Raw genomic sequence first — 23,184 nt, 5'->3', positions numbered from 1 at the left:
ATCTTTTATCGTTATTCAAAATCAGGGTGCAAAGAAAAGAAAAATAAACCATTGTAGCAAAAAATTATTGCACAATTTTTAAAATTTCTTTCTGCAGTATTTCCAAACTCTTAACTGTTGCCCTATCTATCACTTTCTCACGCGGTTGTCCGAAGTTAAATTCTTCTGCAAACACCCCGTTTGGTGTTGCTAAAGCGATAAAAACAGTACCTATTTCGGCATCAGAATCACCTTTTGAAGGACCTGCATTGCCCGTGGTTGCTATGGCGTAGTCTGTTTTTAGTAAGTTTTTCACATTCAAAGCCATAGACTCTGCTACTTCGGCACTTACTACAGAAAATTTGTTTACTATATCTTCCGGAACTCCGAGCACATTTATCTTGGCTTCGGTCGCATACGAAACAACACTTCCTTTAAAATAAGCCGAAGAACCCGGTACGGCAGACAGCAATGACGCCACTTTTCCGCCTGTAAAACTTTCTGCTGTCGAAATTGTCGCATTCTCTTTAGCAAGCAATTTTCCAACTACGGTTTCTAAAGTTTCGTTTTCGTCGTATCCGACAATAATATCGTGAATTATAGCATCTAACGACTGTACATTTTCTTCAATTGCTTTCTCCAGAAGTTCTCTATCTGTACCTCGCGCCGTCATTCTCAAACGCACACGCCCCGGATTTGGCAGATAAGCTAGTTTTATAAATTCTGGAAGGTTATTTTCCCAATACTCAATACGTTCTGCAACTAAACTTTCGCCTTGACCGTAAGTCAAAATGGTTTTATGAATAATATATGGACGTTTGTATTCGCGGACAATTTTCGGAATGATTTCTTCTTCTACAAGATATTTCATTTCATACGGAACTCCCGGAAGCGAGATAAAAACCGTATTTTCTTTTTTCATCCACATGCCCGGAGCTGTTCCAACCTTGTTTGGCAGAACGGTACAGGTTGACGGAACCAAAGCCTGGTCTTTGTTGAGCTGCGAAATGGGTCTTTTGTAAAAACCTTCAATCAATTCTGTTACATGAGCCAGAACTTCCTGATTCACCACCAACTCATCATCAAAATATTCGCAGAATGTTTTTTTAGTAACATCATCTTTGGTCGGACCAAGACCTCCTGTGATAATTACGACCTCTACTTTATTTTGAAAATGTGCAAATGTATCTAAAATATGTTTTTTATCATCGCTGATTGACAGCATTTCGGTTACCTCAACCCCTATTCTGTCAAGAGCTTTGGCCATAAAAGCCGAATTTGTATCGACGATTTGCCCAATCAGGATTTCGTCTCCGATTGTAACGATTGCTGCTTTCATAATTGTTGATTTTTTTTACTTACCACTCGGCAAGTTATTACTAAAAAGAAGTTTTGCCTGATTCTACATTTGAAGCATTGCGACATTAGCTTCAAAAATCTTAAACTTGTAAGATGTAGCGTAGGATAGAAACAAAAAACAAACCCAATTTACAACTTAGCATAAAGTTCTTAAATTGGGTTTGTGACTGTAATTTATAAATCAAAGTCTTTTTTTATTTCTTTGATTGCTTCTTTAACTTGTATCTTAATACTTTTAAAAGTTTCTATTATATCTTTTTTCTTTCCTTCGGCTTTTGTCCATGCCTCTACCTGAAGAATTTCCTCAAAAGCCACATTTAAACCCATCAAATCTAATGTCGGTTTTATTTTATGAGCATAAGAATAGGCGTATTTATGATCTTTTTTCTTAATCCCTTCTTTGATTTGTTTTAAATCTTCAGGAACCTCTGTAACAAACAATTTAAGAATTTCGTTTACAAACTCAGGATCATTATCTGAAAGCGCATAGACTTTCGAAAGGTTGTATTTTAAAGCCATTATTTTACTTGTATTCTAAATAATTTTTTATCTTCTAAAAAGCCTTCCAAAACATCATTTGGTTTTACGGCCGCCACTCCTTCTGGAGTTCCTGTAAAAATTATATCACCAATTTTTAAGGTAAAAAACTGCGAAACATACGAAATAAGCTCATCAATCTTCCAAAGCATCATCTCAGAATTGCCTTTCTGAACTGTTTCTCCATTATTTTTGAGTTCAAAATTAATATTTTCCATAGAAACAAAATCACTTTTTGGCAAAAAATCACCAATAACCGCCGAACCGTCAAAAGCTTTTGCTTTTTCCCACGGAAGCCCTTTTTCTTTCAGTTTACTCTGAAGATCTCTTGCTGTAAAATCAATTCCAACACTGATTTCGTCATAATATTTATGAGCAAATTTAGGCTCGATGTATTTTCCAACTTTATTGACTTTTACAATAATTTCTATTTCATGATGAACATCTTCCGAAAATTCAGGAATAACAAACGGATGCTGCTTAAGCAAAACTGCAGAATCAGGTTTCATAAAAACAACCGGTTCAGTCGGGCGTTCATTTTTTAATTCTTCAATATGATTGGCATAATTCCTGCCGACACAGATAATCTTCATTACATTAGTGTTCAGTTTTCAGTTTTTTAGTGTTCAGCAAAACTTAGCATTCAAGGACCGAACACTAAAAACCTGAACACTGAATACTTTATTTTGTGTTTAATTTTCTCAATTTTATAGCAGTCAAGACTTTCTTAGTGTACAAAGGAAAGTCTGCATTTTGAATCCAGCTGAAATAGCCTGGTTCTGTTTCTAAAACCTTTTCAACTTTTGCTCCTTTATGCTTTCCAAAAGTAAAAATCTCTTCTCCGTCTTGATCAAAAGCAATCATTCCAGCAAAATCGGCGATTTTTTTACGTGTTGTAAATTCAGACAGCGCTTTAACATCATTTTCCAATTCTGGATAACGATCTAATTGCGCTTTAAGGATTTCATAAGTTGCCATTGTATCTGCCTCTGCAGAGTGTGCGTTTTCTAGACTTTTGCCACAGTAAAATTTCAAAGCCGCACTTAGAGTACGCTCTTCCATTTTATGGAATATAGTCTGAACATCTACAGAAACCTTGTTTTTCATATCAAAATCTACTCCTGCGCGCAAAAGTTCTTCTGCCAGCAGGGGAATATCAAAACGATCAGAATTGAATCCGCCCAAATCACTGTCTTTAATCATATTGTGAATATGAGAAGCCAGTTCTGCAAAAGTGGGTTCACCAGCCACTTTTTCGTCTGTGATACCATGAACAGCAGTTGTCTGTGGTGGAATTGGAATTGTCGGGTTAACCAACCATGTTTTACTTTCTTTGTTTCCGTTAGGAAAAACTTTGAATATTGAAATTTCTACGATTCTATCTTTACCGATATCAATTCCCGTTGTTTCGAGATCAAAAAAGCAAATTGGCTTGTTTAGTTTTAATTCCATTTCTATTTTTTATAAGTCTACAAATGTAATTTTTAAAGCCGAAATTCCGCCCCTATTCTCATTTTTTTTGTCGAAAAATGCTTTCATTTCATCATTTTTAACTTTTAAAAAGCTTCATTTTGGAGTCAACCGAACTGCATTTCGCCTTTTCCTACAAAATAAAAAATCCGGAAAGTTTAAAACTAACCGGATTTGAATCTATTTTTAAGCACTCTTAAATATCCCTTTCTATATCAAAAGCCTCTAAATACTCTGCTACTCTTTTTACAAAACTTCCTCCTAAAGCTCCGTCTACAACCCTATGGTCGTAAGAGTGAGACAAGAACATTTTCTGACGGATTCCTATAAAATCACCTTCTGGAGTTTCGATAACCGCCGGCACTTTTCGAATAGCTCCTAACGCTAGGATTCCTACTTGAGGTTGGTTGATAATTGGCGTTCCGAAAACACTTCCAAAAGTCCCCACGTTAGTAACTGTATACGTTCCGCCTTGAGTATCGTCTGGTTTTAGTTTTCCAGCTTTTGCACGATTTCCTAAATCATTAACCGCTTTTGCCATTCCAACCAAATTCAGCTGATCTGCATTTTTAATTACAGGCACAATTAAATTTCCGTTTGGCAATGCTGCCGCCATTCCTAAATTAATGTTTTTCTTTTTGATGATATAATCTCCCTCAACAGAAATATTCATTCCAGGAAAATCTTTTAAAGCTTTTGCAACAGCTTCCATCATGATTGGAGTAAAAGTAAGTTTCTCGCCTTCTCTTTTTTCAAAAGCAGCTTTCACCTTATCTCTCCATTTTACGATATTCGTCACGTCTACTTCAATGAAAGACTGCACATGAGCCGAAGTCTGAACTGACGCCACCATATAACCGGAAATCAGTTTGCGCATTCTGTCCATTTCTACAATTTCATCAGCTCCGTTTACAGAAACTGGAATTGCTTGTTGACTTTTCTGAACTATCGGTTCTGGCTTTGCTTCTACCGCTTTTAGAACCACAGTTTCAGTTTTTGGAGCTTCAGCTTTAGGTGTTTCATTTACAAGAACTTCTTCAGCTTTTGGAGCCACCTCAACTTTTACGGCACCCGATTTACGGTCTTCAATATATTTTAAAATATCTTCTTTTGTAATACGTCCGTCCTTTCCAGAACCTGCAATACTATCAAGTTCCGCAACAGAAACGCCTTCTTCTTTTGCTATATTTTTCACTAAAGGAGAAAGAAATTTTTCTGAACCAGAAAAATCCTGAACTGGCGCAACAGCTTCTTTTACAGCTTCAATAGTGTGCTCAATTGCCTGAACTTCTGTTGGCACTTGAGTTTCTACAACTGCATTTAGAGCATCGTCTCCGCCTTCGGTTTCAATGATTGCTATTGTCTGCCCTACCTGCACTAAATCATCTTTTCCAAACAACTGCTCAACTAAAATTCCTGACACCTCGCTAGGCACTTCACTGTCAACCTTGTCAGTTGCAATTTCCAGCACCGCTTCGTCAGCTTCAATTTTGTCTCCAACTTCTTTCAACCAGTTTGTAATGGTTGCTTCAGCGACACTTTCTCCCATTTTAGGAAGCCTTAATTCAAATCTTGCCATATTGTTAATCTAAAAGATGTTTTTGATTTTCAGATTGCGAAATTAACGAATATTTTAAACATAAATTACACTTAATATAATTTTTTACTCAATTTTTCTAATTTGCCCTCTGTCATTTCTTGAATTACTTCCAATAATAAAACCTGCATTTTTAGGAAATATTTTAAAAGTAACATTCTTATCTTTAAGAGTTTCTATGATTTCGATACATTTTTTGAATGAAACATAGTGATTATCTAAAATGATCTCTGTCTTTTTACCCTTTAAAATCAGGCACGAATTTACCATTTTTTCCTCTTTGATATCTAAAAAACCAACTTTATTTTCCAAAATCGAAGCTAGTTTTTTAGTGAAATCCTCATTTTTGGAGCATAAAAAATAAGTTTCTGGCAATGGATTATCTTGTGGTTTTCCCTGAAACATTTTAGCAAATGAAAACAAAAAAGCACCGATTTTAATAAAAACAGAGAAGAACCAAGATTTTTTGAAATGTTTTTGATAAAAGAAATTCATCGATTCCTGAAATCGTTTCATGTATTCCTCATCTTTTATTGTGCTTTCTCCTTTATAGTGCAAAACGGTGGTTTCATGAAAATAAAAATTATCCTTTTTCATCTGCAAGGAACGGTACGACAAATCGATATCGTCAGAATACATAAAACAGTTTTCGTCGAAACCGTTTAAATCTTCGTACAGTTTTTTCTCTAAAAACATAAAAGCCCCAACTAGAATATCAACTTTTCCAGTTTCGTTTTCGTCTAAATGCTGTGCGTAATATTGATTAAAAAGTTTGGTTCGAGGAAAGATTTTATACAGACTGAAAATCTTCGTAAAAGCTACCCAAGGTGTTGGAATCCCTCTTTTACTTTCAGGAAGAAATTCTCCTCTTCCGTCAATCAATTTGCAACCAATGATTCCGAGATTGTTCTGCCTTTCGGCGAAAGCCAAAATCTTTATGAATGTATCTTCTGCTACAACCGTGTCGGGATTTAAAATACAGATGTATTTTCCTTTCGCTTGACGAAAACCAATATTATTTCCCTTCGGAAAACCAAAATTCTCCTTGTTTTCTATCAATTTTACATGAGGAAATTTTTCTTTCATCATCGAGACGCTTTCGTCTGATGAATTATTATCAACCACAATAATTTCGGCATCTATCGCAGTAATTGCTTCCTGAACGCTCAAAACACATTGTTCAAGAAAATAGCGGACATTATAATTAAGGATGACAACGGACAACTCCATGAAAACTGGTTCTGTTAATTTTGGCGGAAAGTTAGAAATTTTCGGATAAACCCAAACGCAATGACCAGTCGTTTTTACTGATTCCGTAATCGAGCGCTAAATTACTTCCGTTACGTTTATTCCATTTTATACGTATTCCGGTTCCTGCTGCTGGATTCCATTTCTTAAAATCATAAGTATCAAGTTTAGAAACCGAAGAAATATTGGTAAAAAATACCGCTCCAATAAAACCGTTTTTGGTAATGTCTGTACGATATTCGGTTTCAAAATAAATTAAAGCATTGCTTCGGTATCTATTTTTTGTAAATCCTCTACCTGTTTTACCGTCACGATCCCAACCAATACTGGGTAGATCGAGATAATGCGGCTTGCCTCCAAAAGTCGACCAATAAAAAACTCTTGATGCCCAGACTCGATGTTTGGTTGTACTAAATGAATGGTATTTTCTGGCATCAAAATATAAAGATTGCCATTTATCTCCTTCAACACCGCTTGTATTTATACGCAAATCGGCTTCTACATAAAATCCTTGCTCGGGATTTATGATGTTCTCTCTAGAATCGTATAAACCCTGAAATGCAAATCCGAAGGAACTTTCATTCGAATAATCTCCTTTCATGTATTTATGATAATCCGTTTCTTCTTCTGTATAAGATTCCTCCAAAATATTTTGATAATTATCTAAAAGAAAACCAATTCCTAAACGATAATTCCCAATTACCTTTCTAGTAACGAACTGATAAAATCGCCATTGCTGATAATCTAAAGTCGACATTTTATCTTTTAAATTATGTTCTCCCAAACCGTAAGTAAACTGCGGGTAAATCATATAACGATAATCTCCTGTAAAATTCCATTTGTTTTCATTTGTATAAATGTACGACTGAATGGGAAAAACATATTGTTTGGTAAAACTGAAATATGGAGAAAAAGTAATCTGGGACATTTTGGTTTTTTCATGGTCTCCTCCCAAATAAAAAGTTGTTAAGAATGAAACCACAAGACCTGCACTGGAATTAACATCTACGGGAACTGGAAGCAATGAAAATGCAACTCTTTTCTGTTTGTTCTTTTTAATCGAATCATTTTTATCAAAAACTTTATGAATGACATCAAGAATATCACGATTTCCCATAGAAATGCTGTCATTCTGCGCATACGAAAACGAGCTGACAAAAACTAAAAACAAAACGAAAATCACTTTCAAATAATTCATTTACAATGTTTTAAAAATAAACTATTGTAAATTTAAGAAAAACATTACAACCGTAAAATGTCTGACAAAAGGTTTCAAGTTTTAGGTTAATTGTATGAGATCTGAAGCAAAAAAAGCTACAACTGCAACTGAATCTTAAATCTGTTACAGACTTTAATCAGCAAAAGCATAAGCACAGAGAAAAGTAAAGACCATAAAATCCCTGGTAAACCTTCTTTGAAGTAATTGGGTATGATATGAAGATTAAAAACCTGATTGAAATAGTAAATTATGCCCGGAAGAATATAAATCAATAATGGATTTGCTGCAGCTGGCATAAAAAATTCCGTCCATTTAGTTTGCTTTTTTATTTCGATAAGCCAGAATAAAAAATAATAAACTGCCGTACAGATTGCTGCAGAAAACATTGTCCAAGATGGTGTTCCTTTTATTTTTGAAATTCCGAAATAAGGACGGAGCAAAACAGCCGTCAAGACAAACAAAACTATAAAACCAATAACTGGCCAATTTATCATTGGCTTGTTTTTCTTGTCAAAAAATAACAGCGATATAATCACACCCGAAGCAACCAATGAAGCATGTGTAAGGTGTCCTGCGATGAAACTAAGCCAAGAAATATTTTGAACAAAAGAACCTTCTATTAAATTAAATGAATTCAGTAGTACACAGAAAACCAAAAAACCAATTATTGCCCACAAATTGCCCGAAACCAACCAATAATAAAGTACTGTAAAAAAATAAGCCCAACCGATAAGTCCTAAAATCCCCCACCATTTTGGAGTCATTCCTCTTTCTCCGGTATCCTGAACGTATAAAAAACAGAGTACAATTAAAATTAATATTCCGCCATATTGAAGAATATTTTTTAACCAAACGGGAAAACTTTCAGAATATCTATTCCAAATCGGAATTGGCAGCGTGTAAGCCAAAAGTCCCCACAAAGCTGGAGTTATGATCATTTTTGAGGCATCGTAGCCGTATTCAGCATTTACCATAAAAACTCCAATTACAACCAAAGCCAATGCTCGTTTTAATGTATGTGCCCAAATTATTTTTGTGCTGTCTCCCTTAATCAATCTTACATTAAAGGCGAATGGTACAGACATTCCGACAATAAACAAAAAAGCTGGAAAAACTAAATCGACAAAAGTCATTGCATCTGCATCGGCCGGCATATGTTTCATCCATTGCGGAATATTACTAACGCTTGCAAGTTCATTTACAAAAATCATTACAAAAATGGTTATGCCACGAAGAGCGTCTATTGAAATGATTCTTTTGTTGAATAATCTTTCCTTTATTTTCATAAAACTTCACATTTTTCTTCCTCTCAAATATACTATAATTCTAAAATTGAGGCTCATAGGCATCTCAAAATTTAGATGTTCGGAACCAATCATTTTACCTACATTTGTCCTATGTTATCCTTCTTTAAATCAAAACCATTTTTAAAAGATCTTCTCGCTGGAGATTATATAGATATGCATTCCCATTTGCTACCGGGAATTGATGACGGTGCTAGAAATATGGACAAATCGATACAGCTTGCCAAGTCGTTTCAGGATTTGGGAATCTCGCAAATCATTACCACACCACACATCAGCCATTATATTTGGAATAATTCTTCTGCAGATATTACTTCAAAACTTAAGGAAACACAGCTTGTGCTAGAGGAAAACAAAATAAAAATCCCCATGAGAGCTGCAGCAGAATATTTTATGGATGACTGGTTTGAAAATCATTTTAAAGAAGAAAAACTGCTTACTCTGAAAGATAATTATGTTTTGGTCGAGATGTCTTATATCAATGCTCCGGTGCAACTCTATAAGATTTTATTCGAAATTCAGGTTGCCGGTTATATTCCTGTTCTTGCACATCCAGAAAGGTATATTTTCTACCACAAAAATTTTGATGAATATGAGAAACTAAAAAAATCGGGCTGTCTTTTTCAATTAAATCTATTATCAACCGTAGGTTATTATGGTGGTCAAGTGACAAAAACTGCCGAACAGCTTTTAAAGAAAGGAATGTACAATTTTGTAGGAACCGATATTCATCATCAAAATCACATTAACTCGTTTAATCAGAAAATTAAAATAGAGAGTTTGGCATCTTTAAAAGAAATTATAGCCAATAATCAGTTTTTTAGATTTTAAGCAGAGAAGTTGGTTTAATAAGCATTATCGTCTCCTCGCACAATATTGATTAGCGTACGAACTATGATCTTGATATCTAGAAGCAAGCTCCAGTTTTCGATATACCAGATATCACATTCGACTCTATTTTCCATATCAATGAGTTTTTTCGTTTCTCCACGATAACCATTTACCTGAGCCCAACCGGTAATTCCAGGTTTTGCATAGTGTCTTACCGAATAATTATCAATCAATTCGCCATATTCTTTAGCTAAATTGATCATATGTGGTCGCGGGCCAACAACCGACATGCTGCCAAAAAACACATTAAAAAACTGTGGCAATTCATCGATGCTGGTTTTTCGCATAAATGAGCCGAATTTCGTTACACGAAGATCTCCCTTTCCCGCCTGTTTATTGTGCGCCTGATCGTTAACATACATACTTCTAAATTTTAGGCAGATAAAAGATTCGTTGTCACGGCCCGAACGGATTTGCTTAAAAAAAATAGGACCTGGAGATTCTAACTTTATAAAAATCATCACTATTGGAAGAAGCCAAGGAAAAATCAGAAGAATAACCAATAGCGAGAAACAAACATCAAAAATTTTTTTTATGATTCTATTCACTGCTATTTCAAGAGGTTCGGCACGAAGCATTAAAACTGGAGTGTTTTCGTAAAAAGCAACCTCCACTTTGTTCGATTTTGTGTACAATTGAAAATCTGGAATAAACTTAATCCTGACCATATTCTGCTCACATACTTTGATAAGGTTATTAATAATTTCAACCTTATCAATATGTAATGCAACATATAACTCGTCTACTTTTTCTTTGACTATAAATTCCTGCACATCATCAAATCCACCTCTAATAGAAATCTTTGTATCATGCTCAGCAATAATCTCATCAAAAAAACCTAAAAATTTATAACCATAAGTTAAATCCTTATCTAATATTTTGCGCATTTTTTCTCCTGTCTCATTAGCGCCTACAATGATAATTTTCTTGAAATTATATCCTTTAGCTCTAATAATTTTCAGAACCTTCATAAAGGCATATCTGGAAATCACTAAAAAAAACAAGAAAAAGACATAGAAATACAATAGTGCCAACCTAGATATATCCTCATATTTTAAAAAAGCCACAAATAGAATTACAAGTGCAAGATGTATAAATATTTTCTTTATTGTTCTTTGCAGAATAGTCTCAATATATTCAATCCTGATAATACGATGTGCATCTTTTTGCAATAATAATCCAATCCAGAATATATTAGCTAACAGCAAAACAGTTCTTTCATCTTTCGATAAAAGTTCGTCAATGCCACCAAATCGAATTAAAACCGACAAATAAATAGCCAGATTCAGAATAAGTAAATCCCAACAAACAAAAAGTAATTTGGAGTATCTGGAAAATCGATAACTTGATAGTTCTTGTAAAAATGTCATCTTTAATTTCTTTACACGAAGAAAATTTAATGTTTTTTATTTCTGACGAAAATAATATATTAATTATTCTTACACCATCTTTATGTCAATTATTAAAAGGTTAAATTAAAAAAGGCGATTCAATAATTTTTTGAACCGCCTTCTTAATTTTGATTTTAGATTTTATTTAAAGATTTTTTCAAACCACTTTTTTTCCTCCATGCCATATCCATATCCGTAACCATAACCTTTAGTAGAATCCGTATCGTTTAATATAATACACATATTAGGCAGTTTCTTTTCTTTGTGTAATGAATTTGCAATTGCGAGCATTCGCTTTTCCAAAACATTTGCACGCATTACGTACGCAAAAACATCTGCATTTTTTGCTATTAGCAATGTATCTGTTACCAAATATGCTGGTGCTGTGTCTACAATAATATAGTCGTATTCTTTTTTAAGTTGCTTAAAAAGTTCTTCTATTTTTACACTCATCAATAATTCTGCAGGATTTGGCGGAATTACTCCAGAAGGAAAAATGTAAAGATTTTTATAGTCATTATGTTTTACAATATAATCGTTAGCATTTTTCTCATTCGAAGCCAGATAGTTTGTAAGTCCAATATTAGGCAGGTTCATATATTCCTCAAGTTTTGGATTTCTGATATCCATGCCAATTAATAAAACTCTCTTTTCTGACAAAGCAAATGTAGCAGCTAGATTTGCCGCAACAAATGTCTTACCTTCAGAAGCAAAAGTCGATGTGACAAATATTGTTTTGGCGATATTTTGCTCAACATTATTCAGCATAAACTCCAGATTTGTTCTTACAATCCTAAAAGCTTCTGCACTACTGCTTCTATTTTGCGATTTAATCAACTCATTCGCCTCATCCGAAGAAGGAATATCTCCAATATAAGGAATTTGCGTTTTGCCATCAAGATCCAATTTACTCTTAATTTTTGTATCTAATAAATCGGCTGTATAGATAAAACCGTATGGAAGTAAAATTCCAAGCAGTATTCCTGCAAGGTAAATCACTTTTTTCTTAGGGCTTACGGGGGCCTTTGTCTCTTCCGCAAAATCGATTACACGAGCATTGGGTTCAGTCGCAGCCAAAGAAATTGCTGTTTCTTCTCTCTTCTGCAGTAAGTACAGATACAACTCTTCTTTTACTTTCTGTTGTCTTGCAATTACCCTAAACTTGCGTTCCTGCAATGGAATCTTACCAACTTTATCATTTAAAATTCCTTCCTGACTTTTTAAATCACGAAGCTGAATTTGAAGATTAGACTGAAGTCGTTTTAAACTTTCTGATACATTATATTTTAAAGATGATATTTGCTCGTCTAATTTTAGTACAGAAGGATTTTCTGCCGTAGCCGATTTCAGAATTCGGTTTCGATCTAAAATCAATTGATTGTAAGAGATTATCATAGCGCTAGCTTCTCCTTTCTCTGAAATTATATTAGAAGGTAATAAATCTGAATTACCGCTTTTTTTTATGAATCCTAATAATGAAGAAACTACATTTAACTGAATTTCAGCCTCTACTGCTTTCTGGTTGTATTCATTGCTACCGTTAATAAACAGCTTAGCTTCAGATTCAATATCTGTGAGCTGATTTGTCTTTTTGAAACTTTCTACGTTTTGTTCTACACCGTCTAATTCTTCTGAAATCAGTGTTAATCGATTTGCTATAAAATTCGAAGTGTTTTCAGATATGATATTTCTGTCTTCTGCCGCAGCCTTGTTGTAAATCTGAATCATGTTATTCAAGAAATCTTTTGCTTTTTCAGAAACTGGATCAGAAATTGAAATACTTACAACACTGCTAGTTTTGCTTACAGGTTCGACTTTTAATCTGTTTTTAAATCCTTCTGCAACCTCTTTTGAGGGTCTGATAACAATATGGATTGTTTTGAATTTACCTTCATGTTTTTCTTTAAATAAATTCGTTCTTTCTATAACGAGATTTCCTATTGAAGTAGAAATTTTTTCGCCAAAATTAAATTGTTTTTTGTTTGAAAACACGAAATTTCCCATATCGTCTGTAGCTTTTTCTAGTGAAAATGAATTTTTACTTAAAATATTACATTTCAGAATTACATGCTCTTCATCAAATGTATTCGATTTGTTCACGAAAAACACTTTTATAGGTGCCGCACCATAAACATCTTGGTCTCTAATTCGTCCTTCGGCAAATAAAAATATATTAAGATTAAGCTTTTGGATTGTGCTTTCAACAAGTGATTTTGACTTTAATATTTCAATTTCGTTGTCAACATTACTTTTCATATTTGCTCCAAAACCTAAATCTGAAAAAGCCGATAATTCAGAAAGCATACCTCCTTTTTTTTCATCCTTAACCAATATTGTTGTTGATGACTGGTATTGGGGCGTTGTGTAACGCAAGTATAAAAAAGCGCCTAACAATCCTAACATAGTGGTAAATAAGAACCATTTCCAATGTATTAAATATTTATCTAATTGTTGTCGAAGATCTACACTTGTATTTTCTTCATGTATAAAATCTTCGTAAAAATCCTGCTGCTGCATTTTTGTTTTATTTAAAAATTAAGACTGAAAGTGAAACTAAAATAGAAATCGCAGATATAATTACAGATGTATTTGGACCTACAGCAGATCCATTTACTCTTGTTTTATTCGGCTCAACATAAACTACATCATTTTGCGCTAAATAATAGAAAGGCGAATTAATAAAATCTGATTTGGTAATATCAACTCGATTATAAGATTTTAGCCCATTGTTTTCCCTAATAATCAATATATTATTACGTTTTCCATAAATGGTCAAATCTTTTGCCATACTTAAAGCTTCTATTAAAGTGATTCTTTCTGAATTAATTGAATAAGTTCCCGGCAAATTAACTTCGCCTTGCAATGAGATTTTGAAATTGGTGATACGAATATTAATAATAGGATTTTTAATGTAGCTTTCAATTTTAGTATGCAACAACTGAAGCACTTCTGTACGGCTTAACCCACCGACATGTAATCTGCCTAAAACTGGAAATTCAATATTTCCTTCATGATCTACCAAATACTGCTGAAAAGTTTCCTGACTGTTGGCAACATCTAAACGGTTATTACTAGCAACACTGATTGTCTTAAGATTAAATGGAAATGAAGCTTCAACATCATCTGCTGAAACAATAATCATCAACAAATCGTCGGGTTGAATTTTAACTTCATAAGAATCGCTTTTTTGTTGCAAAGCGATTTTATCAATATCTTGATAATACACGATATTCTTCTTAGAAGCACAAGAAGAAATAATTAAAATGAAAGATAAAAAAACAATGCTTTTTATCTGAAAAAAAGTAAATTTCATTAAGAATTAATTTAAAAATCGCTTTGTCTATTAGTACAGAGTTAATGTAAAAGCGACTACGATTGAGGTTATTTTATAAATTATTAAAAACGTAATTAATAAGCATTCTTTTCGCCTTTGAAAATATTTAGAATAGTTTTTACGATAATTTTGATATCTAGAAGCATGCTCCAGTTTTCGATATACCAAATATCAAATTCTACTCGATTTTCCATATCGATAAGTTCTTTCGTTTCTCCACGATAACCGTTTGCTTGTGCCCAACCTGTAATTCCGGGCTTTGCATAATGTCTAACCAGATAATTGTTGATTAGTTCCCGGTATTGTCTGGTATGGTTAATCATATGTGGCCTGGGACCAACAACTGACATATCTCCTATTAACACATTAAAAAACTGGGGAAGTTCGTCTATACTGGTTTTTCGCATAAAAGCGCCAAATTTTGTTGTTCTGCAGTCTGTCTTTTGAGCCTGTATAATATCAGAGGTTTGATTTACGTACATACTCCTGAATTTTAAACATTTAAAAGAAGTATTATCACGTCCAGAACGCTGTTGTGTAAAAAATACTGGTCCGCGTGATTCGATTTTGATTAAAATTATCACAATTGGAAAAAGCCATGGAAATATCAGCAGGATTACACTTATAGAAAAACACAAATCGAAAATCTTCTTTAAAAATATATTAATCCCATTTTCTAATGGTTCTGGATGCAGCATCAAAATGGGAGTATTCTGATAATAGGTCACCTTAACTTTGTTCGACTTTGTGTATTGCTGAAAATCAGGTACAAATTTTATCCTTATCATATTTTGATCACAGATTTGTATAATTTTGTTAATTATATTGACTTTATCAATATGCAGTGCTACGTACACTTCATCAACATTTTCTTTGAGCACAAAATCTTCAATAGCATCAAATCCACCGATCACTCTGTCAGAATCTAAAACAGGATTTTCATCAAAAAAACCTAAAAAACGATAACCATACGTGAGATCTTCGGCCAAAACTTTACAGACTCTTTCCCCCACGTCATTTGCTCCTACAATAACGAAATTTCTAAAGTTATATCCCTTTGCCCTAACAAATCCTAAAATCTTCATTGATAGGTATCTGGATAGCATTAAGAACAAAAAGAAACAAGCATAAAATAAAGCAAGCCTCAATCGAGATATTTCGGAATATTTTAAAGAAACTACAAAAATTGCAATGATTGCGGCATGAACTAAAATCTTTTGAGAAGTTCTTCTTAAGATGGATTCTATTGGTTCAATCCTAATAATCTTGAAAGCGTCTCGATAAAGAAGCAGTCCGATCCATACAATATTCGCAAACAAAGAAATCGTTTCAACATCTTTTATTGAAAGATTTTCTATATGCTCAAATCGTGGTAAGGAAGATAAAAGTATTGATCCATTTAATAGAATAACATCCCAAAGTACAAATATGAGTTTGAAATATCGTGAAAAACGATAATGAGCTAATTTTTCCAGAATTTTCATCGATTCAATAAAATCAGTATAAAAAAGAACATATCTCTAGTATGAAGATATTGGGTTAACGCAAGAAACTTCTTTTGAAAAACAGCTTTAACAGCTGATAAATGGTGGAATTTATAAATTTTATAATCCTCTATTAAAACTTCAAACGCTCTTTGATAACTAGTACTCAACCCGCCCATTCTCATTTTCACGATATAAAGATTAAGGTAATGTATGTTTATTTTATATTTATATAAATACCTTAAGAGGAATTCTGTATCCGATCCTATTTTAAATTTCAAATTATAATTTCCATATCTTTCAATGATTGCTTTTTTTATATAAACAGTTGGATGCAATGGTAACCAGCCTCGATTTAATTTTTTATAATCGTATTTCCCTCCTATTCTTGTTCTAACTATTTTTTGCTTAGTATTATTTGTTATATAAATACCATTTCCATAAATCGCATCAATAGTATTGTTTTTCTTAAAAGCGTCAACAATTTTAGAAACAACGTTTTCATCATAAAATACATCGTCAGAATGCATTAAACCAATAACGTTTCCAGTGGCCAATTTTAAACCTTTGTTAATTGCATCGTACATTCCTTTATCTGGCTCTGAAATATAATGAGTGATTTTATCAGAATACGATTTGATAATTTCTTGGGTTCCATCTTTGGAGTTACCATCTATAACTATATATTCGATATTAGCGTAATCTTGATTTAATACGCTCTTTATCGACTGTTCAATCGTTTTTTTTCGATTGTAACAAACGGTAATTAATGATATTTTCATAATATAAAAAGAAAAATCTGAAGTTTTATTGCTTTCTAACTTTTAGGAGTTCTCTGGTTTTTAGAACTATAAAGTATTCATAGATAGATTGGAGAGTAGCGTAAGTAATTCCAGCTTTACCATCTAGAAAAGCTCTTCTAAAAATTACCATATAACACCATTTTATTAAAGGACGTCCTGGGAGTTTGTAAAAAATCCCTTTTTGATGGTATCTTTTTTCTGTAAAATCTTTACTAAATAACGCTTTTCGAAAAGAAAAAGAAATAGCATTATTGATATCTTTTACACGTGTTAATGCCTCCATATCAGCATAGTTCAAATGCCGTTGAAACCAAAATCTAAATCCTTTGCTAAATGGATAATGATCTAAAAAACCTGATATTTTTTCTGTAGGACCATTAGGTATAGATACCGGATTTACCAATCGTTCATAACGCATTTTCTCAGGACGAAAAAGCCTTAAATAAAATGGTGAAATCTGAGAATATTTTAACCACTTTCCATTCCACGCAAAATCTCTTCTTCTCACTTCATAGGCAACAATCTTCGACTCTGAATTTAATTCCAGATCTTTTATGGCATTAAGCAAAGAATCAGAAACTCTTTCATCAGCATCAATATAAAGCACCCATGGATATTTAAACTTAATATTTGCCAAGCCCCAATTTTGATGTGAAGACCAATTGTCAAAATTTCGCTGCGTTATTAATGCTCCCGCACGTAATGCAATATCCAAAGTATTATCTTCGCTGAAAGAGTCAAAAACATGAATATCATCACTCCACGAAACAGACTCAAGACAGCCGGGCAGGTCCTGTTCTTCGTTTTTAGTAAGTATTAATATCGAAACCATATATTAGTTCTTTCAGAAATGTTAGTTTATAACTCTTTTCTTGATTACTGTAGCTGGATTACCAGCCATAACAGTCCATGGTTCAACATCATTTACAATAACAGCACGCGCCCCAATAATGGCGCCTTCACCTATGGTGGAATTTGTCATAATGAAAGCTTCAGCAGCAATCCATACAAAATCTTTCACAACAATTTTCCCAGGCAGAAATGGAAGGTTTATTGAATCAATTTTATGCGTTGCACTACATAAATAGGTTCTTTGCGAAACAGTGACTTTATTTCCTATAATAGTTTCCCCAAAATGCAATTGCACGTGAGGGCCCAACGTAGAATGAATTCCCATCACCAAATTTCGTGGAGATGGAATGTAAGCAGAGGCATAAATATTACAATTGTTCCCAATTTTTGCTCCAAACATTTTTAATAAAAAAATACGCCAACCATTAAAAAAGGGAAGTGAAAACGGCCTAAAGAAAAACATTGATATAATCCTCCAGCCTAATCTATATATTTTATCTGATTTGGGTATCGTGTCTATATACCGAGGGATTTCCATTAAATATTCTCTAAAGTTTGAATAAATTTATTCGCACAAGTATCAATATCAAATTTATTCTGATAAGTTTCAAAAGCTTTTAAACCTTTTTTCATTATGTCTTTGTCAGATTGTTCTAAAATTTCTAAAAGAGCATTTCTAAATCCATCTTTCCTATGCAAATCAACAACCCATCCGCCGCCTCCCTGATGAATCTCCCTCCAAATATTTACATTTATCGTTACCAAAACTGGCTTTTTGCATGCCATAGCTTCAACAATTGCAATACCAAAATTCTCTTGATGACTTGGTAAAAAATAAGCTTGACAATTATAAAAAGCGCCCCATTTACTTTTACCAGATAACATACCTGAAAAGTGTATTTTTGGGTTTTTTGAAGCCAGTATTACCATCTCACTCGCATAATTAGATTCAAGCGGTCCAGCAACAACCAAATCTGGAAAGTCTAAACTTTTTTGTGATAATTCATTATATGAGTTTATCAATAAGTCAACTCCCTTTTTTTCATGTATACGACTCAAAAAAAGAAAATATTTTTTCCCCTTAACAGTTGGGCAACTTTTATGAAATTCTTCCTCAAATAAAACATTGTTTTCTGGAGGCATTTGAATACCGTATCCTACATTAAATACTTTTTTAGGATTGTAGTTTTTAAATGTCGTAGTGGCTAATTTCATTTCTTCCTCACAAGTGTAAAAAATAGCATCAGCATGACTAATACATTTTTTTTCTATCAATGACCAAACTAATTTATTTCGTAGAGCCTTCCATTTTCTCTCTGATGCTTTTTGAAAATAAGGATCCAGCATTCCGTGAGGCATAATTACAATCTTCGGAACGTATTGTTTTTTCTTTTTTGCCGATTTTATTGCTTTGTAAACTGCTAAATTATGATACTGCCAAAGTCCGTGAACAATTACGAAATCATATTTTTGGATATGCTCTTCTAGCCATTTCAATAATTTCGGCTGATATTGGTAAGAAGTTTTACCATTTCCTACTTTATAAATAGTAAAGTCATCCGTTAGAGGATAACTAGTGGCCTCATCATCCATACAAACTACTTCTGTGGTTATTCCAGCTTTATCAAAATAAGGTGTAGCATTACGAATACCTTGACATGGTCCACCATTACGAGGATGCATTGATGAAATGACGCGAAGAATTTTCATTTTGCTTATTTACTATTTTAACAAACTAAATATAACGATTGCCAAAAATTAGTTTATTTAATTTATCTGGAATAATATTTATAAAATGTAAAAAAACGAAGTATAATAAAGCATTTACAAAACCATAATATTTGTTCCTAAAATAAAATATAATCTTAGGATTTGCTCCCAAAGGTGAATATAGTTTTTTTAATCTTTGAGAAATCGTAGTCTTATTTTGCCTTATCCTGCAAATGTCATTTTTTTCACCACTCGCAATAGCAACTCTTGTAGTAAAAACACTAATACCCTTATTTTGTGCACGCAATCCATAATCGACATCCCCTAAATCATGATGATAATAGGAATCTAAATTGCCTAAAGTCTTGTAAACTCCCTTAGGAATAATTACTACGTTCCCATTCATGTTTCTAATTTGATTTAACTCTCCATTGGGTTTAATCAGTTTCTTATTAGAATCATATCCGCCATAAAGAATGTCTTTTTTATCTGAAGTTTCAACTATTCCTGATATAATAGCCTTACTTTGTGTCAGTTGGGCACAGGAAAAAAGTTCATCAAAACAATTTTCGTAAATAATTACGTCATCATTAAGCCATAAATAATAATCGTAATCTTTTTTAGCTGCGTGTTCCCAAGCCAGATACATTCCTCTATTCCAAAATAAATTCCCAGATCCTGTAATCAAATTTACTTTTGGAAATTCTTTTACTATCGATTCGCTAGTTCCATCTGTTGAACCATCATCAACTAAATATACATCTAAATCAATTTTTAATTTATAGAGATGATTTAAACAATCTATTGTTTTTTGTTTTCTATTGAAACAGGTTAACAGAACTGCTATACCTTGTATTAAAACCATTTATTCAATATCAAATTTTGAGGTGTCTTCTAAATTTTCAAATACTCTTTTTTTATTCTCTCCTATCAATTTTACAGGAAAACCACCAACTAATGAGTTTTGAGGAAAATCAAAATAATTCTTATTACATAAACTATTCGAGGCTACTATAAAAAAATCAGGTGTTTTTGTTCCTTTCATGACCGTTACTCTATTACCAAACCAATTACAAGAGCCTATTTCGACAAAACCAACCTTGTCATCTATTGAATTATCTATAACATTTTTAATATAGTGAAAATTCGTATCAAAGATTTGACATTCCCAGCTAAAATCTATTTCATTCTTAAACAGAATATTATTTTCACAAAAAACTTTACTTAAAGCTCCAATACGCACATTATTGCCTGTAGATAAAATCCCTTTTTTTTCAACTCGTATCAAGCAGCCATGACCAATTTCCAGAGCACCATTTATTTCAAAGGTTCCTTTTAAATCTATAATAGTAGTGTTACGCGAAAACATTTCTGAGCCTCTACCTCCAATTTTAATCATTCCTCTCGTTATTTTTTCACTATTTAAAAAAATTCTGCCTGATAAATGTTCAAATCTTACTTTATAGTAAAAATCAAAAGGAAACTTAACAGCCTGTGAAAAAGGCAACATTTTAAAATTAAAATAAAGTATAGCTAAAAAGTTATGAGCGAAAATCTTACGTATACTATTCATATTATAATTTAACTACCAATAAGTTGCTCCATCAATCGCTGACGCTTTATCTGGTGTGTTAATTTTTAATGGTTTCGTCCAATATTGATTATACAAATTACAGTAAGGTTCTAAAAACAATTGTGGTATTCCATATTCATGTCCATATCTAGGAGTATCCCAACGTTTGCCTTTTATACCAAATAGCAACTGGACACCTCCTCCCATATGAAACGCTTTTTTACCCATTCTTTTTACATGAGCTGCCAATGGCAAACCATAAGCTCCACAACCTAGAATACAAATATCAAAATCAATTTCTGAAATTTGGTCTTGCATCAATTTTAATGCTTCAAACCAATCTTTATAAGGTACTTCAATACCGGCAGCAGACTGTATCGTTTTGTAGGTTATTAAGTCAAATTCAGGAAGAACATCTGGATTTTCAAAAAGTTTGTTTCTTAACTTATATTGTTCTTGTATCGTTTCTTCGAAAGGATGGACAATCAATACTTTTTTTCCTTTTAAGGCTTTTGTCCAAGGTTTTTCTACAAAAAAAGGGTATAGACATTCCAAATGAACATATTGTACGTCAGAGCGCAATGGCATGAATTTTTCATAATATTGAAATGACCCTAATAAGTCTATTTGAGGTGTATCAGAAAGATAAAGCTTAGAAAACTCTTCTGCAGTTTCTCTTGTTGGAGGAAAAATACCTGAAAACACATCCATAAACTTAAAATGTCTTTCATCCCACCATGGCAAATGTGTTTTATCTGAAATGTAATTCCAAATCTTTTTGTAATGGCTCTCGTTACTTGTAATACATAAGTAATTATTTATTGCAATTAATTCAGTCGTTCCAAATCTCGCAATCATACAGGGTTTTTTGTCATTTAATAGACTATAAATTTTTTCATTTGCAGACTGTCTATTTATATCACATTCTGGATTGATAAATTTTTTATTGAAAATAACTCTGTAGCTTTTTTTAAGAACCCTAACAATTATGTCTTTAACTTTCATACGGAGCCATAAAATTATCGTTTCAAAAAATATTTCTCTATATTTTTTGTGAAATTAAAAACTATCAAAAATAAAATAATTGACTCGAAGTAATTCCTTAAAATCCATTTCAACTCAAAATTGTAAACATGTCGATCGTTAAAAAAATTAAAGACAATGAAAACAACTGTAAAAAAATAATAAGAAAAATATACTTTGTTTTTAAAGACGTAAGCAAATGAATCGAACATGGTGAAGATTATCAAGAAAATTGGTATTATGGCTATTAAATACCAATATCCAAAAATAGACAGCCCTACTCCTGGCATACTTCCAATAATCGCACTCCCTTTTACTGTTGTATCATTGATTGCGAGACTGTATAAATTATCAGTTATTGATGATTGATATATTTCTCCTCTAGTCTCCGTTTTAAAATCAATTGAATTTGAAATGAAGCCCGGAATAATACTTAACACTTGATCTAGTAACACATTTTGCATCCTTTCGTTCGCAAAACCAATTTTTTCTGCATAATAAATACAGTTATCTGAAATTTTTAAATTACAAAATCTATTTAATGCGTAATTACTCAAATATTCCTCGTCCCATTTTTTAATAGAGTAGTCAATTTTTCCATTATCAGCAATAACAGCGTTAAACTTTCTTAGTAGCTCTTTATCCTGATAGGTTTCAAAAGTGTTTTTAAAAAAATCATACGATGATGTTGTGTATCTTGTTTGTCTTGTAATGACCATTGCTGTTCCTAAATCCATTATCGGACCTGTTATGACATAAAACCCAATAAACATCATTACAATTTTATTTGTTGAAAAATTATGCTTTAATTCATAATAGCCATATAATAAGCCTATTAAATACAACAAAAGAAATATAACAAATCCAGAATATAAGATTGTTCTCCAATTACTTACTACAGCAATTACCCCTACTAATAGCGAATAAATTATTATAAAACTCTTAGCTTTATTTGTCAATCTACCCTCCACCTGCCTTACTTTGAAAAAAGGAATAATAATAGGCATCCACAAATAAACTCCCAATGACTTACCTATGGTAACAAAAATATTTTTTGCTTCATAATTTTCCCAAGACCCATATACAAAATAAAAATAAGCACTAGATAATAAGGCTACTAATGAAGTTGACCAAATTTGAAAATCGGTAGGTCTTTTATAAAAATTTGTTTTTTTCAATATGGACCTTAGTGGGTTTCTTCTCAGTGTTATTTTTCTGTAAAAGAAATGAGTAATAATTATAACTAACAAAAACAGACCATGATGAAGGAATGTTTCAAAAGGCATTAACAAATTATATGTGACAGGTTTTAATTCTAATAAAGTTAATGGAATAGGTAACACGTAATGAAATAAAGTCAGCCCAAAAATCATAAAAAAAGATACTGGATACTTTATCATGTTCTCTTTA

Annotated in this window: 21 protein-coding genes; 1 reads left to right on the top strand and 20 read right to left on the bottom strand. The window is 32.6% G+C overall.

What is annotated here, in order from left to right; genetic code table 11:
- Positions 1-64: 64 nt before the first annotated feature.
- From ACFFLS_RS23170 to ACFFLS_RS23135, 8 genes are all read right to left on the bottom strand, one after another.
- Complete coding sequence (locus ACFFLS_RS23170) at positions 65-1,318, bottom strand: CinA family nicotinamide mononucleotide deamidase-related protein (RefSeq protein WP_379683034.1); 1,254 nt, start codon at positions 1,316-1,318, stop codon at positions 65-67.
- A 194-nt stretch (positions 1,319-1,512) separates the two neighbouring features.
- Entirely contained in the window at positions 1,513-1,857 is a 345-nt protein-coding gene (locus ACFFLS_RS23165; protein WP_133524699.1) for an Hpt domain-containing protein, read from the bottom strand.
- Positions 1,857-2,468 (bottom strand): fumarylacetoacetate hydrolase family protein, encoded by a 612-nt coding sequence (locus ACFFLS_RS23160; RefSeq protein ID WP_379683035.1) that lies wholly within the window; start codon positions 2,466-2,468, stop codon positions 1,857-1,859. The genes ACFFLS_RS23165 and ACFFLS_RS23160 overlap by 1 nt, the downstream gene beginning before the upstream one ends.
- Positions 2,469-2,556: 88 nt before the next feature.
- Entirely contained in the window at positions 2,557-3,327 is a 771-nt protein-coding gene (locus ACFFLS_RS23155; RefSeq protein WP_379683036.1) for an exonuclease domain-containing protein, read from the bottom strand.
- Positions 3,328-3,541: 214 nt separating this feature from the next.
- Positions 3,542-4,924, bottom strand: a complete 1,383-nt coding sequence (locus ACFFLS_RS23150; protein ID WP_379683037.1) for a dihydrolipoamide acetyltransferase family protein — start codon at positions 4,922-4,924, stop codon at positions 3,542-3,544.
- Between the two features lie 84 nt (positions 4,925-5,008).
- Entirely contained in the window at positions 5,009-6,172 is a 1,164-nt protein-coding gene (locus ACFFLS_RS23145; protein ID WP_379683038.1) for a glycosyltransferase family 2 protein, read from the bottom strand.
- 31 nt (positions 6,173-6,203) lie between these two features.
- Entirely contained in the window at positions 6,204-7,388 is a 1,185-nt protein-coding gene (locus ACFFLS_RS23140) for a BamA/TamA family outer membrane protein (RefSeq protein WP_379683039.1), read from the bottom strand.
- Between the two features lie 116 nt (positions 7,389-7,504).
- The gene (locus tag ACFFLS_RS23135) at positions 7,505-8,695 is read right to left on the bottom strand and encodes a DUF5009 domain-containing protein (protein ID WP_379683040.1); all 1,191 of its coding nucleotides are present in this window, start codon (positions 8,693-8,695) and stop codon (positions 7,505-7,507) included.
- A 111-nt stretch (positions 8,696-8,806) separates the two neighbouring features.
- Here ACFFLS_RS23135 and ACFFLS_RS23130 point away from each other — a divergent pair, with 111 nt between their 5' ends.
- Entirely contained in the window at positions 8,807-9,544 is a 738-nt protein-coding gene (locus ACFFLS_RS23130) for a tyrosine-protein phosphatase (RefSeq protein WP_379683041.1), read from the top strand.
- A 14-nt stretch (positions 9,545-9,558) separates the two neighbouring features.
- On the opposite strand, the gene ACFFLS_RS23125 is transcribed toward ACFFLS_RS23130, so the two are convergent.
- From ACFFLS_RS23125 to ACFFLS_RS23070, 12 genes are all read right to left on the bottom strand, one after another.
- Positions 9,559-10,974 (bottom strand): undecaprenyl-phosphate glucose phosphotransferase, encoded by a 1,416-nt coding sequence (locus ACFFLS_RS23125; RefSeq protein ID WP_379683042.1) that lies wholly within the window; start codon positions 10,972-10,974, stop codon positions 9,559-9,561.
- Between the two features lie 162 nt (positions 10,975-11,136).
- Positions 11,137-13,512, bottom strand: a complete 2,376-nt coding sequence (locus ACFFLS_RS23120; RefSeq protein WP_379683043.1) for a GumC family protein — start codon at positions 13,510-13,512, stop codon at positions 11,137-11,139.
- A gap of 7 nt (positions 13,513-13,519) precedes the next feature.
- A complete protein-coding gene (locus tag ACFFLS_RS23115) occupies positions 13,520-14,308 on the bottom strand; it encodes a polysaccharide biosynthesis/export family protein (protein WP_379683044.1) in 789 nt (262 codons plus the stop codon).
- Positions 14,309-14,403: 95 nt separating this feature from the next.
- Entirely contained in the window at positions 14,404-15,813 is a 1,410-nt protein-coding gene (locus ACFFLS_RS23110; RefSeq protein ID WP_379683045.1) for an undecaprenyl-phosphate glucose phosphotransferase, read from the bottom strand.
- A complete protein-coding gene (locus ACFFLS_RS23105; RefSeq protein ID WP_379683046.1) occupies positions 15,810-16,595 on the bottom strand; it encodes a glycosyltransferase family 2 protein in 786 nt (261 codons plus the stop codon). The genes ACFFLS_RS23110 and ACFFLS_RS23105 overlap by 4 nt, the downstream gene beginning before the upstream one ends.
- A gap of 25 nt (positions 16,596-16,620) precedes the next feature.
- On the bottom strand, positions 16,621-17,448 hold the full coding sequence (locus ACFFLS_RS23100) for a glycosyltransferase family 2 protein (protein WP_379683047.1): 828 nt from the start codon (positions 17,446-17,448) through the stop codon (positions 16,621-16,623).
- A gap of 21 nt (positions 17,449-17,469) precedes the next feature.
- Entirely contained in the window at positions 17,470-18,006 is a 537-nt protein-coding gene (locus ACFFLS_RS23095) for an LbetaH domain-containing protein (RefSeq protein ID WP_379689674.1), read from the bottom strand.
- Positions 18,006-19,178: a glycosyltransferase gene (locus ACFFLS_RS23090; RefSeq protein WP_379683049.1), complete on the bottom strand. Its 1,173-nt coding sequence runs from the start codon at positions 19,176-19,178 to the stop codon at positions 18,006-18,008. Before ACFFLS_RS23090 ends, ACFFLS_RS23095 begins: the two co-directional genes overlap by 1 nt.
- Before the next feature lie 25 nt (positions 19,179-19,203).
- On the bottom strand, positions 19,204-20,043 hold the full coding sequence (locus tag ACFFLS_RS23085; RefSeq protein ID WP_379683050.1) for a glycosyltransferase family 2 protein: 840 nt from the start codon (positions 20,041-20,043) through the stop codon (positions 19,204-19,206).
- On the bottom strand, positions 20,044-20,751 hold the full coding sequence (locus ACFFLS_RS23080) for an LbetaH domain-containing protein (RefSeq protein WP_379683051.1): 708 nt from the start codon (positions 20,749-20,751) through the stop codon (positions 20,044-20,046).
- Between the two features lie 12 nt (positions 20,752-20,763).
- Positions 20,764-21,756, bottom strand: coding sequence for a hypothetical protein (locus tag ACFFLS_RS23075; RefSeq protein WP_379689671.1), 993 nt, complete (start codon positions 21,754-21,756; stop codon positions 20,764-20,766).
- A 14-nt stretch (positions 21,757-21,770) separates the two neighbouring features.
- Positions 21,771-23,174 carry a hypothetical protein gene (locus ACFFLS_RS23070; protein ID WP_379689668.1) on the bottom strand — a complete coding sequence of 468 codons (1,404 nt, stop codon included), beginning with the start codon at positions 23,172-23,174 and terminating at the stop codon, positions 21,771-21,773.
- Between the last annotated feature and the right edge of the window lie 10 nt (positions 23,175-23,184).

The organism is Flavobacterium procerum, from assembly GCF_042431625.1.
GTDB classification, from domain to species: domain Bacteria; phylum Bacteroidota; class Bacteroidia; order Flavobacteriales; family Flavobacteriaceae; genus Flavobacterium; species Flavobacterium procerum.
This window is presented reverse-complemented; position numbering and strand designations above follow the sequence as displayed.